The sequence below is a fragment of the Streptosporangium sp. NPDC001681 genome, from assembly GCF_040298085.1.
Lineage (GTDB): Bacteria > Actinomycetota > Actinomycetes > Streptosporangiales > Streptosporangiaceae > Streptosporangium.
In genome coordinates this window covers 91,157-106,905 of sequence record NZ_JBEOZN010000013.1, presented here as the reverse complement: position 1 = coordinate 106,905, position 15,749 = coordinate 91,157, and the positions used below count along the sequence as shown (strand labels likewise).

The following is a 15,749-nucleotide window of genomic DNA, read 5'->3' as shown; positions in this document are numbered from 1 at the left end:
AACCAAGGAGCACTCATGACACGTTCGCACAAGCGCTGGCGTGACCTCTCCGACCGGCAACAGGCAGCGATTTTGACGCTGGTCTCCATAGAGCTGTCGCTCACCGCCACGGCGGCCGCAGACCTGTGGTGCAGACCCGCTGAGCAGATCCGGGGACGTAAGACGCTGTGGTGGCCGTTGCTACTCGTCCAGCCCTTCGGCCCGATCGCCTACCTCACGCTGGGCCGCATCCCCTCACCCCACTAGTGCGACGTTCCTTACCGGAAGTGCAGATCCACCCCGGTCCTGGCATGAGGAACGGGAGCACCAGTGAGATCGACGTCTCGTCGACATTAGATTATAAATCTACATTGTAAAGGCATTCGGTAGGTTTAACAACAAACAAGACATAACGGACTAAAGGCAACCACCAAAAAGCCGATGGTTCAGGGCAGAGCGCGTCGGCGGTCGTTGCGGAGACTCCCTCCGCAACGACCGCGACCAACACCCTGTGGTGTTGATGTGGGCAAACATGCGCCCTATACCGGGGCCATCGGTACTTGCATCAAGGGCGGCGCGGGTCCTGGCGAGCCGTCCGAGTGGGGGAGTGAAACCTGGAGAGGGTGGTTGCGCCCGCCATGAGGGGCGGCGCACCGCGGCGGACTACGCGCTTAGTGAATGAGGTCCCGGCTCGCATCGCCGGCGGCGCGCCTCCCAACGCCCGGCACGTATGAGTGCCACATCCGCCTACGACGGTGCCACGGGGGAGCGGGACATGGGCTGCGGCGGTACCCCGTGCATCGACGTCGTTCCACGCGTCTGGTGCGGATTCTGTACGGGCGCCAGGTCCTGCGGCGGCGTATCGAGCAACTTCGCCAGCGGCCCATGTCGCCGCGGGAGGTCGTTGTCGACAGGGCCGATAAGGGGCACTGCGGACAATGTGCTTCTCGCCTTGACTACGGAGATCACTCGGCTCGGGAGCGCTCAGCGGCAGGAGGAGGTCGGGCTGCGTCGGGCGTTGGAGCGGGCGCACGGTGAGAACCTGATCCTGCGCCGGGAGTTGACGCATCGCGGTTGGAGCGGGCCGCCGCCGGTTGAAGAATAGGCATATCTTATACCAAACAGAATTCAGCTTCTGTATGGTTAAGGGTGTTTTGTGCTGATAGGGCCTGTTCGGTGTGCCGTACGGGTTTTTACCTGCCGGGTGCTCCTCGCCATGGGAAGGCAGAGAGCCGGTGCGGTTCCCTCCCGGGTGCGCCATGGTACCCAGAGCCCCTTTCCGTTTTCCGTGCGTGATCACCTCCGCTTGATCGTTTCGTCGAACAAGATCCACAAGCCGTCGGACCGTCCAAAATGATCAAGAGGTGGCGAGGTTCCGCCGGTGCGTGCCGCGTGGGACTGTCCCGTCTCAGATGACCTGCTCGGTGTCTCGCTTGATCTGCTTCGGTTCTGCATCTGTCTCAGTCAATCTGCCCGGTCGAGCGGTTTGTCTTATTTGACCTGCTCCATCAGGCGTCTTTCTTCGACTGTTTGATGGCAGCGGCTGTCATCGTCCACGAAATCGGCGCCCAGGTGGCCTCTCCCCTGTGTCGTCAGGGCAAATATTCGCTTTGGCGGACGAATATGGGCAAGTCGGCGCTACTGAAGATCCTCACGACCGGCAAGCCGCTCTGGATCCGATGGTGGACCACTCCCCCGGTTGGTGATCTCAAAACAATGGGGCGCGGGCGTAATACCCGGCATCGGGCGGCGATGGCTGCGGCCGGTGGGTGGTGATGGCTTGCTCGGTGCCGGGAATGTCGAGTTTGTGGGCGGCGTAGGAGCGGGTCAGCAGGTTTTCGCCGATGACGTCGTCATACTTGTCGATTCTCTTGTCGGGGATCAGGCTCGCCAGGTCGGTGGCGTCGGGGAGGCCAGAGGCGGCCGGCGAAGATGAGCAGCGCCCTCTCGGACGGGGAGTTCTCCAGGGGAAGGCTGCCGAGTGTTTGTTCGTCCCGCGGTGACGATGTGGTATTCGGTGGGGGCGGCGAAGGCGGCGTAGAAGGTGTGGTGGTTGACCAGCCGCTCCCCCACCTCTGCGTGCAGCAGCAGGCCGTCGCTTTCCTGGCGGATGAGCCGTCCGGCGCCGAGGTCGCGCAGCAGGGCGGCGAACGTCGGCGCGTCGATCGCGCGAAATGGTCCCTGGGCGCACAGGGTGCGGTATCGGACCTGCTCCCCCGCTTCCTTGTCACCTTCAGCCGCGTGCTGCGCGTCCGGTACGTCCTGCACGAGCGGGAGGCGGATCTCCGCAACACCACCGAGGCGCTCAAGTACGCCCTGGCGGAGCCGCGCGGAGCTCCCGCCGAGTCCGCCGGGCCGCTGACCGAGTTGTCCGCCCTGCGACGGCTTCGATATGAGAAAGACGACGACACCGCCGCCCTGGACGAGTCGGTCGAGTTCGCCCAGGCGGCGATGGTGCTGCGGCCGCCCGGCACCCCAGGCCGCGGTCCGCAGGTTCCTCAACCCCGAAGACGCCGAGTCGGGCTGAGATTCGATGTCACTCGGAGTCGGCCGGGTTGGCGAGGGCATCGCGCAGGGCTGCGCGGGAGGTGATGCCGAGCTTGGGGAACACCTGGTAGAGGTGGGTGGAGACCGTCCGCGGGGACAGGAACAGGCGGGCGGCGATCTCCTTGTTGGTGTGGCCGGCCGCCGCGAGTTGGGCGATCTGGAGTTGCTGCGGGGTCAGGGAGGCCAGCCCCGTAGCGGTGATCGAATGGCTGATGCCGGTGGCGCGTAATTCCCGGTCGGCCCGCTCCGCCCAGGGGGCGGCGCCCAGGCGGTGGAACGTCTGGGAGGCGTCGGCCAGGTGCCGGCGGGCTTCGCCGGTGCGCTTGGCTCGGCGCAGGTGGGCGCCGTAGGTGAGCTGGATGCGGGCCAGGTCGAACGGCCAGCGGTCGTTGCCGGGTTCGGCGATCGCTCGTTCCAGGTCGGCGGTGTCGGCCTGCGGGGCGGTGATGGCCGCGGCGGCCAGGACCACCAGGCGCAGGCGCGGGGAGAGCCGGTCGAGACGGCGGTCGCGGGCGGCGGCGACGTGGGCCGCGGCCTCCGCGCTTCGGTCGGTGTGGACAGCGGCCTCGATGAGGTCGTGGAACACCCACAAGGCGTGCGGCGTGTAGGGCGCGAGGGTGCCGGGCGGGCTGACGGCGGCCGCGTTGTGGAAGGCCGTCTCGAAGTCGCCCTGGCCGAGGGCGGCCAGGGCGCGGATGTGGCAGGCGTAGGCGCCGATGATCCCGGCGCGGCGGGGCGCGGCCCAGGCGTCCATGTCGCGGGCGATGCTGGCCGCCTTCTGGACGTCGCCGCGTGCCGCGGCCAGCAGGGCGCCGGTGAGGCGACCCGGCCAGGTCAGCAGGTGGTAGCCGTGGGCCTCGCACAACCGCAGGCCCTCCTCGACCAGTCGCTGGGCCTCGTCCCATCGGCCGGTGTGGAAGGCGTCCTGGCCGAGCAGGAACAGCGCCTCGATCGCCGAACTGACCGCGCCGCCTTCACGGCCGTGCTGGATGACGCGTTGCAGGACGTCGCGGCACGGGGAGAGTCGGTCGAGATAGGCCACCGCGATGCTGGTGCGGATGATGCGGGCCGAGCTGGCCTCGTCGCTGACGCTCGCGACGGCCGCGTCGGCGCGGGCCAGCATGTCCGGGGTCAGGCGGGCCGGATCCCCGAACGCGTGGGACAAGATCACCAGGAGTCCGGGTGGGCGCGGTCTGAGGCGGTCGATGGCGTCATGCAGCGGCGGCCACAGGTCGGCCCGGCCGCCGAAGAAGCACACCATGAGCAGCGTGTACAGCACTTCGATGACGACGATGTCGCTCGCGTCGCGCGCAGCGTCTTGGTCCTGGATGGCGGTGACCAGCAGCCGGTGGGCGGTGTCGATGTCGCCGTCACCGTGTAGGAGGTGGAAGGCGCGGGCGCCCGCAACCGACAGCAGGTCGCCGGGGCCGGGGGCGGCGAGGCGGGCCTGCTCCAGCAGGCGGGGTGCGTCGCGCAGGTCGCCGGTGACCAGGGAGCCCAGGTAGGCGGCTTCGGCCAGCCGTCCGCTGCGGCCCTTGCCAGGCGGGCTGAGTTGGGCGGCGCGCAGCAGTTGGGCGACGGCGCCGACGGAGTCGCCGCGGCGCAGGTTGGTGATGGCGACCTCCTTCAGCAGGGCGGCGACCTTCTCGTCGGGTTCCTCAGTGGCTTCGGCCAGGTGCCAGGCGTGCCGTTCGGGGCGGTCGGCGAGGCGGGCGGCGAGTTCGGCGTGGGCGCGGCGGCGTTGCTCGCTGGTCGACAGGTCCACGATCGCCGACTGGATGAGCGGGTGGCGGAAGGTCAGCCGTTCATCGGACTCGTCCGCGCGCACCAGGCCGGACCGTTCGGCCGCGTGCAGTGCCCCGCCGCCGCGGTCGGTGTCGATGGCCCGGACGAGCCGCAGGTCTCCCGTACCGTCCAACGCGGCGAGCAGTAGCAGTTCGACGAACGGCGCGGGCAGCGCGCGGACCCGGGAGGCGAAGACGCTCTGCAGCCGGTGCGTGAGCGGCAGCGCCGCGGGCAGCGCCCCGGCGACCGTGGTGCTCAGGTCGCCGAGGGAGATGGGCAGCTCCAGTAGGGCGAGCGGGTTGCCCCGGGCCGTGTTCAGCAGCCGCCGCCGCACGCGCGGGGTCATCACGGGATAGCGGCCGGTCAGCAGCTCGGTCGCCGCTTCCTCCGACAGGGGGTCCACGTACACGACTGCCAGGCTGCTCAGGTCGAAGAAGCTGGGTTCGCCGCTGCGGCAGGCCGCGACCATGCCGACCGGCAGGCCGTTCAGGCGGCGGGCCACCATGCCGAGCACGAGCGCGCTGGCGCGGTCCAGCCATGGCAGGTCGTCGACCACGAGCAGCAGCGGCTGCTTCTCGGCTGTCGCCTGCAGCAGCGCCAGGACCGCACTGGCGACCAGGAGCTGCGCGGGCGGCTGCCCCTCGCCCAGGCCCAGCGCCACGTTCAGCGCCCCGGCCAGCAGAGGGCTCAGCCGGGGCACCTCGCCAAGGCGCGGGTGGAGGAGTTGGTGGAGCGCGGCGTAGGAGATGTCCGCCTCGAACTGCGAACCGGTCGCCCGCAGCACCCGCATCCCCGAACCGGTCGCGAGAGCGGCGGCATGGTCCAGCAGGGACGTCTTTCCGACGCCCGGGTCACCCGCCAGCAGCAACGCCTCCCCCGCGCCCCCGGCGATTCGGCTGACGAACAGGTGCAGTCGATGGATCTCCGGTTCGCGGCCGACCAGGTTCGCCACCTGGTCGTGGCGTGCGTCGAACCAGTCCATCCCCCGACCTTCCTTCGTCTTGCCGTATCCGTCCAGCCTGTCCGGCGTGGACGTCTACTGGCCGGAAGTGGCGGCCTGGGCGATGACGGCGGCCACGGCGGCGGGGTTGGACACGTAGACGGCGTGGCTTCCCGGGGTCTCGGTGACCGTCGAGCCGGTCCGCTCCGACATGGCGCGCTGCGCGGGCGGGGGGATCATGCGGTCGTCGGTGGCGACCAGGTACCACGACGGCTTGGTCCGCCAGGCCGGTTCGGACACCGCGCCGCCGACTGGTCGTGGCGTGCGTCGAACCAGTCCATCCCCCGACCTTCCTTCGTCTTGCCGTATCCGTCCAGCCTGTCCGGCGTGGACGTCTACTGGCCGGAAGTGGCGGCCTGGGCGATGACGGCGGCCACGGCGGCGGGGTTGGACACGTAGACGGCGTGGCTTCCCGGGGTCTCGGTGACCGTCGAGCCGGTCCGCTCCGACATGGCGCGCTGCGCGGGCGGGGGGATCATGCGGTCGTCGGTGGCGACCAGGTACCACGACGGCTTGGTCCGCCAGGCCGGTTCGGACACCGCGCCGCCGAGCGCGTCGACGCCCCACGGTACCTGCGAGTCGGCCATGAACGCGGCCTGCGCCGCGGGCAGGTCGGCGGCGAATGACGCGGCGAACTTGTCACGGTCGAGGAACAGGAACCCGTCTTTGGGAGGCAGGATCGGTGGGACCGGTGCGCCGGGCGGCGGGTCGGCGATCAACGAGCTGACCGACTCGCCCTTGTCGGGGGCGAACGCCGCGATGTAGGCGAGCGCGACGACGTTGGGGTGGTTGCCGGCCTCGGTGATGACGACGCCGCCGTAGGAGTGCCCGACCAGGACGGCCGGGCCGTCCAGGCCGTCGAGGACCTGGTGGGTCGCGGCCACGTCCCCGGCCAGCGACAGCGTCGGGTTCTGCACCACGGCGACCCGGTAGCCGTCGGCGGTCAGGTGGTCGTAGACCCCCTGCCAGCCGGAGCCGTCGACGAATCCGCCGTGCACCAGCACGATGTTCTTCACGTCTGAATCTGCGTTCACTGCATTGCCTCCTTCGCCCGAGATTCCAGGCTCGGGCTCGATTGGGGAGATGTCCGGAACGGTAGACGGGCATGAAGGGGGCTCGATTGCGTCAAATGACGTAGATCCGGTGGCGGTTGCCGCAGCTACGTCAGATTACGGTCTGTCGTTAAGGAGCATGTCACCAGGTACACGCGAGCCTTGTACGGCCAGGTCGGAGACGCCGTCATCGGAACGACTCCACAGGACATGGCGGTCATCGGTGAGCGCACCCCTCATGTCTTCTGCAAGCCGGCACAGCATGGCGGCAGTGGCGACTCCTCGCCGGCTGTTGTCGGCGCGGACGGAAGATCCACCATGCCCTTGGTCACGAAGCTGGTCCTCGTCGTTCGCGACGACCTCGAGCCTGCGCTGATGGTGAACGCGGCGGGCGGCGACGGCGTCGACGCATCTGGCCGATCCCACGCGGGCCTGAACTCCCACCCGGTGAACGCAGGCACAGGATGTCTCTCCATCGCCAACCGGTCCGACGAGGAGGGCGGTCCGGCATGTCATTGAGCTGGGACTTCATGGACGAAGTCTGCCGATCGGATGCCCGGTTGGCCGCTGAGTAACCGTTCACGACGGTCGTGGCGTAGGCGGAAAAGGACGGTCCGATGCTCCCCTACCGGCTCCCGGGTACCTCCGATGCCGGGCGGGCGGTGGTCGCTCCCCCGCTGGTCGGCCAGGTCGGTCCGATGACCCGGACCGACCGCTTGCGCCGCGCCGTCAAAGGTCTGGGGCGGCTGAGGTGACAATGGTGTGGACGCGCTCAGCCAGAGCGACGGTGTACGACTCGTGGGACTCAGTGCGTCACTTTCCACTGGAAGCCGTCCGGGTCGGTGAAGTAGCCGGAATATCCGCCCCCGGTTGTTTCTGCAGCGGTGACTGTGATCCGGCCGCCGGCAGCGGCCGCAGCGGTCAGGAGGGCGTCGACTTCTTCACGGGACTCGGCTGTGTGGGTGAAGACCATCGATTGGAAGCCGTCGCCGTCTTTGGTGGTGCCCGCATCCCTTGCGAGGACCCCGCGTTCCATCAGGCAGAGCCTGGCCGCTGCGTTGGTCGGGTGGAAGTCGATGTACTTGTTGCCGTAGTCCCGGTCGACCGTCATGCCCAGGGCTTCATAGAAGGCCTTGGATGCCTTCGGCGCAGAAACGCCGAGGATGACTGTGGTCTCGGTCGGCAGCGGGGTTTCTGCCGCGGGGCCGGTGTCCTTATTAGTGGCCGCCGCCAGCTTCCAGATGGCGCCGTCCGGTGCCCGGAACACTCCAGAGAACGAACCGAAGAGGGCCTTCTTCGCGGGCTTGAGAACCTCTGCTCCGCTGTGGACGGCGGCATCCATCAGGGTCTTGACCTCGGTGGGCTGGTTGACGGTGTAGGTCAGCATGTAGCCGCGGAATCCCGATGTCGCCGGTCTCGTGCCTGCGTCCGCGGCGAGCCTTTCGGTCGTGGACAGTTCGAGTTGCCCGGTCCCGTGCATGTCGAGGTTCACCGGGTCACCGTCGTCGGCGATGGTGGCTGAGAGCGCGGTGGCGTAAAACCTGCGCGCGGCGTGTACCTCGGGCGCTCCGAGAGTGATGACGTCGGGCTTGAGGACCATGTTTGACTCCTTGGGCATAGAGCATCCGGTGATGCTGCGCGCGCGGTCGATCTCGTGTGGGGACCGGGACGGCTGGAGGCTCAGCGCAGTTCCTGGATGCGGATCATGTTGCCGGCGGGGTCGCGGAAGGCGCAGTCGCGAACTCCGTAGGCCTGCTTGATCGGCTCCTGGATGACTTCGGCGCCGCTGGCCTCCACTCGCTGAAACGTGCTGTCGAGATCGGCGGTGGCCAGCAGAAGACCGGCGTAGGTGCCCTTGGCCATCATCTCCTCGATGGTGATGCGCTCGCTGTCGGTGATTCCGGGATCCGCGGCCGGCGGCTCCAGGACGATGGACATACCGGGCTGGTTGGCGGGGCCGACCGTGATCCAGCGCATCCCGTCGTACCCGACGTCGTTGCGGACCTCGAAGCCGAGGGTGTCGCGGTAGAAAGCGAGGGACGCGTCCGGGTCGGTGTGCGGGAGAAAGGCGGAGTGAATCGTGATTTCCATGTCGGTCAGGCTAATTGCGGCTCTGACTGCCACGCTTCTCGATTCCTGATCGGTTTTGCCACCTGCTTCGCCACGCACGCAGGAGTTCCCTCAAGTGCGCCGGTCGCCGTACGTCGGTACGCATTCGGTGGCACGCCACGCCCAGGGCGTGCGCAGCCCGGGAAGAAATCGCCTACGGCGGCAGTCTCGACTGGACGTCGAGCCCAGGGCGGGCATCTGCACGCTGTTGTTGAGGGTGATGAATCGTCGTTGACGGTCATCGGGGGATGTCGGTGCCGTCTCGTTCCTGATCGGGTTCGCGCCCACCGGCCGGTGGACGCTGGAGCCGGCCGGCCCGGCACACGTCGGCGCCGGTTGCCACGCGAAACACGGCAGGTACGGCCCGGCTGTCCGATGGCCTGGTAGGTCTGAGGGGGCGTCTCACCTGGGGGTCGGCCGGGCGCCGGTGCTCTCGCGGACGACGAGTTCGGGTTCGATCATGCGGTGCGGGGTGGCGGTGCGGCCGTCGATACGTTCCAGCAGCAGCCGGAAGGCCAGGCGGCCGACCTCGGTGAAGTTCTGTCGTACGGTGCTCAGTGGCGGCCACAGGTAGGGGGCCTCGGGGACGTCGTCGAAGCCGACCACGCTGACGTCCTCGGGCACTCGGCGGCCGGCTTCGCGCAGTGCTCGCAGCACGCCGGTGGCCATGTGGTCGTTGGCGGCGAAGATGGCTGTGACCTCGGGGTCGCGGGCCAGTTGCCTGCCCGCCTCGAAGCCGGAGCGTGCGCTCCAGTCGCCGCGCAGGGGGTCGGGGATCTGGCGGCCTTCGGCGGTCAGGACCGAGTGCCAGCCCTCGACGCGGGCGCTGGCGTCGATCCAGTCCTCGGGGCCTGACAGGTGCCAGACGGTGTTGTGGCCGAGGCTGAGCAGGTGTCTGGTCGCTCGCACGGCTCCGGCCGCCTGGTCGACGGCGGCGACGGGGACGGGGAGGCTTTCACGGGCGCCGACCACGACGGCGGGCAGGTCGGGTGGCAGGTGGTGCAGGCCGTCGGCGGCCGATTCGTGGGGGGCGACGATGACGACGCCGTCGACGGACTGGAAGCGCAGCCGGTTGACGGCCTCGGCGATGGAGCGGCGGTTGAGGGTGGTGACGTTGACGATGGTGACGAGGTAGTCGTGGGTGCGGGCGGCCTGTTCGATGCCGTGCAGGGTGGAGGCCGGGCCGTACAGGGTGGTGTCGAAGCTGACGACCCCCAGGGCGCCCGAGCGGCCGGTGACCAGCGAGCGGGCGGCGAAGTTGGGGCGGTAGCCGAGTTCGCGTACCGCGTCCAGGACGCGGGCGCGGGTGTCGGGGCGCACCTTCTCCGGGGTGTTGAGAACGCGGGAGACGGTCATGGCCGAGACGCCCGCGCGCGCGGCGACGTCTTCCATGACGGCGGCTCTGGGCCGCTCGGAGAACGTCTGTCCGGATACCTGCTGGGTCACCCTGTCCGCCTTGTCGAAGTTACTCCAAGCGTATCCGAGTGTTTGCGCTAACAGTTCGGGGGCGGGTCCCCGTGGGAGGTGTTTTCGGTGGGAGCGCTCCCTTTTTGTGCCGGTCGGGCCAGTGCGGTGAGCTCCAGGCCGGCCACCGATCTGCCGGCGCACGTGCCGACCGGGCGAGGACCTCGCCCAAGCGCGACGAAGCCGCCGCCCCCGCCGGCTGGATGGAGTGCCGGCATGGCCGCCTGGCCCTCCTCGTCGTCTTGGCTGCGAACACGCCGCCGATGGCTGAGATCGGCACACCTCACGACATCCGCAACGCGCTCGGGCGGCTCACAGGCGCCTGCCCAGGACATCGGCCAGCAGGTTGAGCGCCTCGATCACGCGTTCGCGATCCGCGCCCAACCCCTCCAGCAACTCGGCCTCCCGGGCCAATTGCCGGGGGAAGATCGCATCGACGGCCGCTTCGCCCGCGGGCGTCAGCCGCACCAGCGCGGCACGCCGGTCGGTCGGGCTGGGTTCTCTCACGACCAGGCCGCGACTCTCCAGCCGGGTCAGCGTCTTGCTGATCGCTGCACGCGAGTGGCGCATCCGGTCGGCCAGATGGCGCGCGATGGTCGGGCTGGGGTCATGCCGTAGCCGCAGGCACACATCGAGTTCCGCGCCGGTGAGCGCGGCGTCGACATAGAGCGGGTCCAGCGCCTCGCCCAGCAGGGCGATGACGCGTTTAAGCGGGCCGACCACCTCCATCGGGGAGGTGTCGAGATCGGGACGGGCCGCGGCCCACAGCTCATGGACGCGATCGGTACTCCGGCTCATGCCATCCTCACCCCGACGATTGTTAACTGGTTGATTACCAGGTTACCTTTGATGTCGTGATAGACACCACGGCGCTTCGGCGTCCTGTCCTGCTGGCCATCTTGAGCCTGCTCACCGCGGTGGCGCCCCTGGCCATCGACATGTACGTGCCCGGCTTTCCCGACCTCGGCCGAGAACTGGTCGCGGGCGAGTCATCGGTGCAACTGTCGATGAGCGCCTTCCTGATCGGACTGGTCACCGGCCAGTTGGTGATCGGGCCACTCAGCGACGGGCTGGGCCGGCGCCGGCTGCTGGTGGCCGGCACCGCCGCCTTCGCGCTGCTGTCGGCCTGTTGCGCGCTGATGCCGACGGCGCCGCTGCTGGTGGCCGGCCGTTTCCTGCAGGGCTGCGCGGGGGCGGCCGGGCTGGTGCTGGCCCGCGCCGTGCTGACCGACCGCTTCGCCGGGCCGCGGCTGCCGTTCTACTTCTCCATCCTGGCAATGATCCTGGGAGTGGCGCCGGTCCTCGGCCCGCTGCTGGGCGGCATGATCGTGACCGCCTCTGGATGGCGCGCGGTGTTCTGGGCGCTGACCGCCTTCGGGCTGGTGATGCTGGCGGCGACCTGGCTGGGCGTGCCGGAGTCCCTGCCGCCCGCCCGGCGATCACCCGGCGGCCTCCGGCCGGCGTTCGCCTCCATGGCGGCGCTGTTGCGCCAGCGCGCCTTCACCGGATACACCCTGACCCTCGGCTTGGCCGCCGCAGCGATGTTCGTCTACATCGGTTCCTCCAGCTACGTCTTCCAGAACGGCTTCGGGCTGAGCGCCGTCCACTACGGGCTGGTGTTCGCCGTCAACGCCGCCGCCATGCTCATCGCCAGCGCGAGTTTCGGCCTGACCGCCCGGCGGGTGGCGCTGCCCGCACTGCTGTCGGGCTACCTGGCCATCGGCACACTCGGCGCGCTCGCGCTGGCGATCCAGGCCGCGCTGGCGCCCACCCTGGCCGGCACCTGGCTGTGCCTGGCCGTCATGCTGTTCGGCATCGGCGGGGTCTTTCCCGCCGTCACCACCATCACCCAGACCATCGGCCACGCCCGCGCCGGCGCCGCATCCGCGCTGTCCGGCGGCGCCGCCTACCTGTTCGGCGCCCTGGCCGCCCCGCTGAGCGGTACCACGCTGCGCGCGATGGCGTTGATCATGCCGGCCGCACTGGTGCTGGCCGTCTTGTCCCTACTGGCAGCGCGCCCCTGGCGGCCTCTGCCTGAAAGGAGCTTCGCATGAACACCATGCGCCTGATCATGGCACTGGCCGCACTGAGCGGCCGCCCGATCCGCCCGTCCAGCGTGGCCGCCCCAGATGACGACCCCGACAGCATCCGGCTGCACGTGAGGTCGGCCGACCAGATCAAGCCCGGCCGCAGCGCCCGCGCGTATCGAGGGATCGTCTACGCCGCTTCGGCGCGCAAGCTGCGCATGGACATCCTGGTCCCGCAGGCGCCCGGCCCGCACCCGCTGGTCCTGTATCTGCCCGGAGGGGGTTTCGTCACCGCCCGGCGCGCGATGGCCGCCCGTCAGCGCCGCTACGTCGCCCAGGCAGGGTTCGTGGTGGCCAGTATCGACTACCGCACCGTCAGTGACGGCGCCACCTACCGCGATGGGCTGGCCGACGTCGCCGCGGCGCTGAGCTTCCTGCGCCTGCACGCCGGCCGGTACAAGATCGCCCCCGCCCGGACCGCGCTGTGGGGCGAATCTGCGGGCGGCTACCTGGCCGCCATAGCCGCAACCGACCCCGGCGGTGGCGTTGCGGCGGTGACCGGCGCGGGAGTCGACGCGGTGGTTGACGTCTTCGGTGCCTCCCACCTGGCTACCGTGGCCGATGGCTTCGACCCTGCCACGGTGGCCGCCTACACCATGCCGGGCGCAGCGCTGCCCGCCTACCTGCTCGGACCAGGCCGGGACCTGGTCGACCACCCCGCCGAAGTGATCAACGCCGACCCGGCCGGCCACATCACATCCGAGACGCCGCCGTTTCTGCTGTTGCACGGCGACGACGACCGCATCGTGGCTCCTGCGCAAACCGCCCGCCTGCACCAGGCCCTGCGCCGTGGCGGCGTGGACAGCACCCGGTATGTGCTGCAGGGCGCCGGCCACGGCGCGCTGTCGGCCACTGCCCGAATCTGGACCAGCACACAGGTCATGGCGATCATCGTGAACTTTCTCCGCTCCCGGCTGGGGGCCACTCCAGAATCCGGCGACGAGATCAGGGGGTGATCGTCCAGCCCTGGCGGCCCTTCAACGCTCCTCCTTCGAAAAGTGATTCGCTATGACGCCTCACAAAGCCCGGCCCGCCGGCCGGCGGAACCCGAGGCGGCAAAACCTGACCGAAGCGCCGCCGGCAGAAGCCACGAACGCGGTGTGCTCCCCTGAGCCGGCCGTCGGCCCCGGGCAGCGCACCGCGTTCGCCTGAGGCGCCGGCTGAAGGTTGAATCGGCTGAAGTACCGGCGCGGGTTGTCGATCAGCGTGATGGTCAACCGTGCCTCGGCGGCGCCCGCGTGACGCAGGGCCGGGATCACCGCCGAGCAGTTCGACATCGACCGGGCGCGTGCTCCGGAGTACCTGCCCTGGCCGCCCTGCGCACGATCTTCGCGGCCCTTGGGCTCGGCGGCCTTGGCCCGTAAGCTCAAAGCCGCCTCCAGCAGGTCACGAGAAGGAGCGACCCATTCCCACCCCGCCCAGCTTCGCGGAGTTACTGCGCCGGCATCGGCGCGCGGCACGTCTCACTTTGGAACAGCTCGCCGAAGCATCGGGGGTCAGTGCCCGGACCCTGTCGGACATGGAGCGCGGGCGCAGCACCGGACCCCAGCATCGGACGGTCGCCGCTCTGGCGCAGGCGCTCTCGCTTGGGGAGGGCGAGCGTAGGCAGTTCATCGAGCTGGCGCGAGAGGGCCGGTTGCGGGATCACTGGGCGCGTCCGACCGGACTGTGTGAGCTGCCTCGATCCGTTGACGATTTCACCGGTCGTGCCGCCGAGCTGGCCTGGGCGGACGACTTTTTACACGCCGGCGATTCGCCGGGTGCCGCCGGCGTTGCACTCATCACCGGCGCGGCCGGTCTGGGCAAGACCACGTTCGCCGTCCGCGCCGCCCATATCCTGCGGCCGAGCTTTCCAGACGGAGTGTTCTTCGTCGACCTGTTCGGCATGTCACCCCAGCCCCTCACCGTCGACGACGCCCTGAGGCAACTACTGCGCGCGCTCGGCAGCGCCGAGCGGCACATGCCCCACGACCCCCTGGAGCGCGCCTCGTTATACCGGTCGCTGTTACGAGAGCGGCGCGTTCTGGTCGTGCTCGACAACGCCGGGTCGGAGGAGCAGATCCGCCCGATCCTCCCCGGTGGCGGCCCGAGCAGAGCGCTCGCGACGAGCCGGCGGCTGCTGGCCGGTCTGGGGGGCGTGCACCGGCTGAGCCTCGGCCCGTTGCCGCCGGTGGAAGCGGCCGAGCTGCTGACCGGGATTCTGGCCAAGCGTGGTTCCTTGGACGGCGGAGCGGCGATCAGCGAGCTCGCTCAGTTCTGCGGCGGCCTGCCCTTGGCCTTGCGGATCGTTGGAAACCGGCTGGTCAGCCGGCCCAGCTGGCCGGCCGCTGAGTTCGCGGACCGGCTGGCGGACGAGGAGCGACGGCTCGACCAGCTCAAAGCCGGCGACCTCAAGATCGCGACCGCGTTCGGGATGTCCTACGACCAGCTCGCGGCACCCGCGCGGCGGATCTTTCGCCGACTGTCCCTCGTACCCGGCCGGGACTTCGACGCCGCCCTCGCCGCAGTGCTCGGCGGTATCTCGCCCGGGGAGGCCTGGGACGCCCTCGACGAGCTCGTCGATCTCGGCCTGCTGCAGGACGGCACGTCGGGACGTTACCGCTTCCACGACCTGGTGCGGCTGTTCGCCCGCGAGCGCCTTCACGAGGAGGAAGCCGCGGACGACCGTGACGCGCTCGCCGCGACGATGACGTCGTGGCTGCTGCGGATGGCCACCATGGCAGGGCAGCGGTTCGGCCCCCAGCCCGACCGTTTTGACCGGCTGAAGGCCGATCTGAAGGATTTCGCCACCGCCGAGGAGGCCGACCACTGGCTGCGCGTGAACTCCGGCAACTGGCTGGGCGCGCTGCGGTCCGCGTCGGGCGGGGCCCGGCACGTGGAGGTGCTGGACTGCGCCGAGTCGATGCACTGGTTCTCCGACCGATGGATTCACTGGCCGCACTGGGGAGAGGTCTTCACGCTCGGCGCCGAGGCCGCCGCCGCCCTCGGTGACACGGCTCAGCACGCCACGCAACTCAACTACCTGGCCTGGGTGCATCTGGTGCCGCCCGAGAACCCGGAGGCCACGATGCGGTACGCGACCCAGGCGCTGGACCTCGCCACCCGCAGCGGCGCCACAGCACAGATCGCCTGGGCCCACCAGTACACCGCAGAGGCGCTACGACGGCTCGGCCGGCTGGGCGAGGCCTTCGACTCACTGGCCAAGGCGGCGGAGATGTTCGATGCCGCCGCCGACATCGACGCCTACTGCCAGAGTCTGAGCCTTCTCGGCGACTGCCTTCTCGGCGACGGACGCCACGAGGCGGCGCTGGAGCAGTACCTCGAGGTGCGCGCCCTGCTGGACGACGAAGGCTCGGGTATGACAGCCGACATCGTGTCGTTCACCCGGCCGCAGACGCTGGCCCGTATCGGCCACTGCCTGAGGCTGCTCGGCCACCGGGCCGAAGCGATCACCACACTGACCGAGGCAGTCGCCCTCATGGAGCAGTTCCAGACGATCAGCTCACAGGCCCGCGCCCTGGAGACGCTGGCGGCCGTCCTTGCCGAGGAAGGCCGGACCGAGGAGAGCCGCCGAGCCTACGCGCGTGCGGCCGAGCTGTTCGAGGCGATCGGCGACGCCGAGGCCGGCGGCCGCTGCCACGACCTGGCGACGGCTGCCCGCTGAGACGCCGAAGGCCGGTTTCCGCGGAACTTCTGCGTGCTGTTCTGCGTGGTCCGTGATCTTCC

General features: G+C 69.6%; 12 protein-coding genes and 1 pseudogene. 5 read left to right on the top strand and 8 right to left on the bottom strand.

What is annotated here, in order from left to right:
• Nucleotides 1-15: 15 nt before the first annotated feature.
• On the top strand, nucleotides 16-246 hold the full coding sequence (locus tag ABT130_RS09105) for a hypothetical protein (protein WP_350954147.1): 231 nt from the start codon (nucleotides 16-18) through the stop codon (nucleotides 244-246).
• 1,614 nt (nucleotides 247-1,860) lie between these two features.
• Here ABT130_RS09105 and ABT130_RS09100 read toward each other — a convergent pair.
• The 4 genes and pseudogenes from ABT130_RS09100 to ABT130_RS09085 form a co-directional block, all read right to left on the bottom strand.
• A complete protein-coding gene (locus tag ABT130_RS09100) occupies nucleotides 1,861-2,481 on the bottom strand; it encodes a hypothetical protein (protein ID WP_350954145.1) in 621 nt (206 codons plus the stop codon).
• A gap of 34 nt (nucleotides 2,482-2,515) precedes the next feature.
• Nucleotides 2,516-5,293, bottom strand: a complete 2,778-nt coding sequence (locus tag ABT130_RS09095; protein WP_350954143.1) for an ATP-binding protein — start codon at nucleotides 5,291-5,293, stop codon at nucleotides 2,516-2,518.
• Nucleotides 5,294-5,347: 54 nt separating this feature from the next.
• Nucleotides 5,348-5,818, bottom strand: a complete 471-nt coding sequence (locus ABT130_RS09090) for an alpha/beta fold hydrolase (RefSeq protein ID WP_350954141.1) — start codon at nucleotides 5,816-5,818, stop codon at nucleotides 5,348-5,350.
• Nucleotides 5,819-6,048: 230 nt separating this feature from the next.
• Nucleotides 6,049-6,309, bottom strand: a pseudogene (locus ABT130_RS09085) (alpha/beta fold hydrolase); the annotation flags it as partial.
• Between the two features lie 216 nt (nucleotides 6,310-6,525).
• Here ABT130_RS09085 and ABT130_RS09080 point away from each other — a divergent pair.
• A complete protein-coding gene (locus tag ABT130_RS09080) occupies nucleotides 6,526-6,882 on the top strand; it encodes a hypothetical protein (RefSeq protein WP_350954139.1) in 357 nt (118 codons plus the stop codon).
• Between the two features lie 286 nt (nucleotides 6,883-7,168).
• On the opposite strand, the gene ABT130_RS09075 is transcribed toward ABT130_RS09080, so the two are convergent.
• The 4 genes from ABT130_RS09075 to ABT130_RS09060 all read right to left on the bottom strand — a co-directional run bounded on the left by ABT130_RS09075 (nucleotide 7,169) and on the right by ABT130_RS09060 (nucleotide 10,734).
• Entirely contained in the window at nucleotides 7,169-7,963 is a 795-nt protein-coding gene (locus ABT130_RS09075; protein WP_350954137.1) for a VOC family protein, read from the bottom strand.
• Nucleotides 7,964-8,043: 80 nt separating this feature from the next.
• Nucleotides 8,044-8,454 (bottom strand): VOC family protein, encoded by a 411-nt coding sequence (locus tag ABT130_RS09070; protein WP_350954135.1) that lies wholly within the window; start codon nucleotides 8,452-8,454, stop codon nucleotides 8,044-8,046.
• 420 nt (nucleotides 8,455-8,874) lie between these two features.
• Nucleotides 8,875-9,918 carry a LacI family DNA-binding transcriptional regulator gene (locus tag ABT130_RS09065; RefSeq protein ID WP_350954133.1) on the bottom strand — a complete coding sequence of 348 codons (1,044 nt, stop codon included), beginning with the start codon at nucleotides 9,916-9,918 and terminating at the stop codon, nucleotides 8,875-8,877.
• Nucleotides 9,919-10,248: 330 nt separating this feature from the next.
• Nucleotides 10,249-10,734 carry a MarR family winged helix-turn-helix transcriptional regulator gene (locus ABT130_RS09060; RefSeq protein WP_350954131.1) on the bottom strand — a complete coding sequence of 162 codons (486 nt, stop codon included), beginning with the start codon at nucleotides 10,732-10,734 and terminating at the stop codon, nucleotides 10,249-10,251.
• Nucleotides 10,735-10,790: 56 nt separating this feature from the next.
• On the opposite strand from ABT130_RS09060, the gene ABT130_RS09055 reads away from it, so the two are divergent.
• The 3 genes from ABT130_RS09055 (at nucleotide 10,791) to ABT130_RS09045 (ending at nucleotide 15,687) form a co-directional block, all read left to right on the top strand.
• Nucleotides 10,791-11,990, top strand: coding sequence for a Bcr/CflA family efflux MFS transporter (locus ABT130_RS09055; protein WP_350954129.1), 1,200 nt, complete (start codon nucleotides 10,791-10,793; stop codon nucleotides 11,988-11,990).
• The gene (locus ABT130_RS09050) at nucleotides 11,987-12,979 is read left to right on the top strand and encodes a prolyl oligopeptidase family serine peptidase (protein ID WP_350954127.1); all 993 of its coding nucleotides are present in this window, start codon (nucleotides 11,987-11,989) and stop codon (nucleotides 12,977-12,979) included. Before ABT130_RS09055 ends, ABT130_RS09050 begins: the two co-directional genes overlap by 4 nt.
• Before the next feature lie 263 nt (nucleotides 12,980-13,242).
• Nucleotides 13,243-15,687 (top strand): ATP-binding protein, encoded by a 2,445-nt coding sequence (locus ABT130_RS09045; RefSeq protein WP_350954125.1) that lies wholly within the window; start codon nucleotides 13,243-13,245, stop codon nucleotides 15,685-15,687.
• Nucleotides 15,688-15,749: the final 62 nt, after the last annotated feature.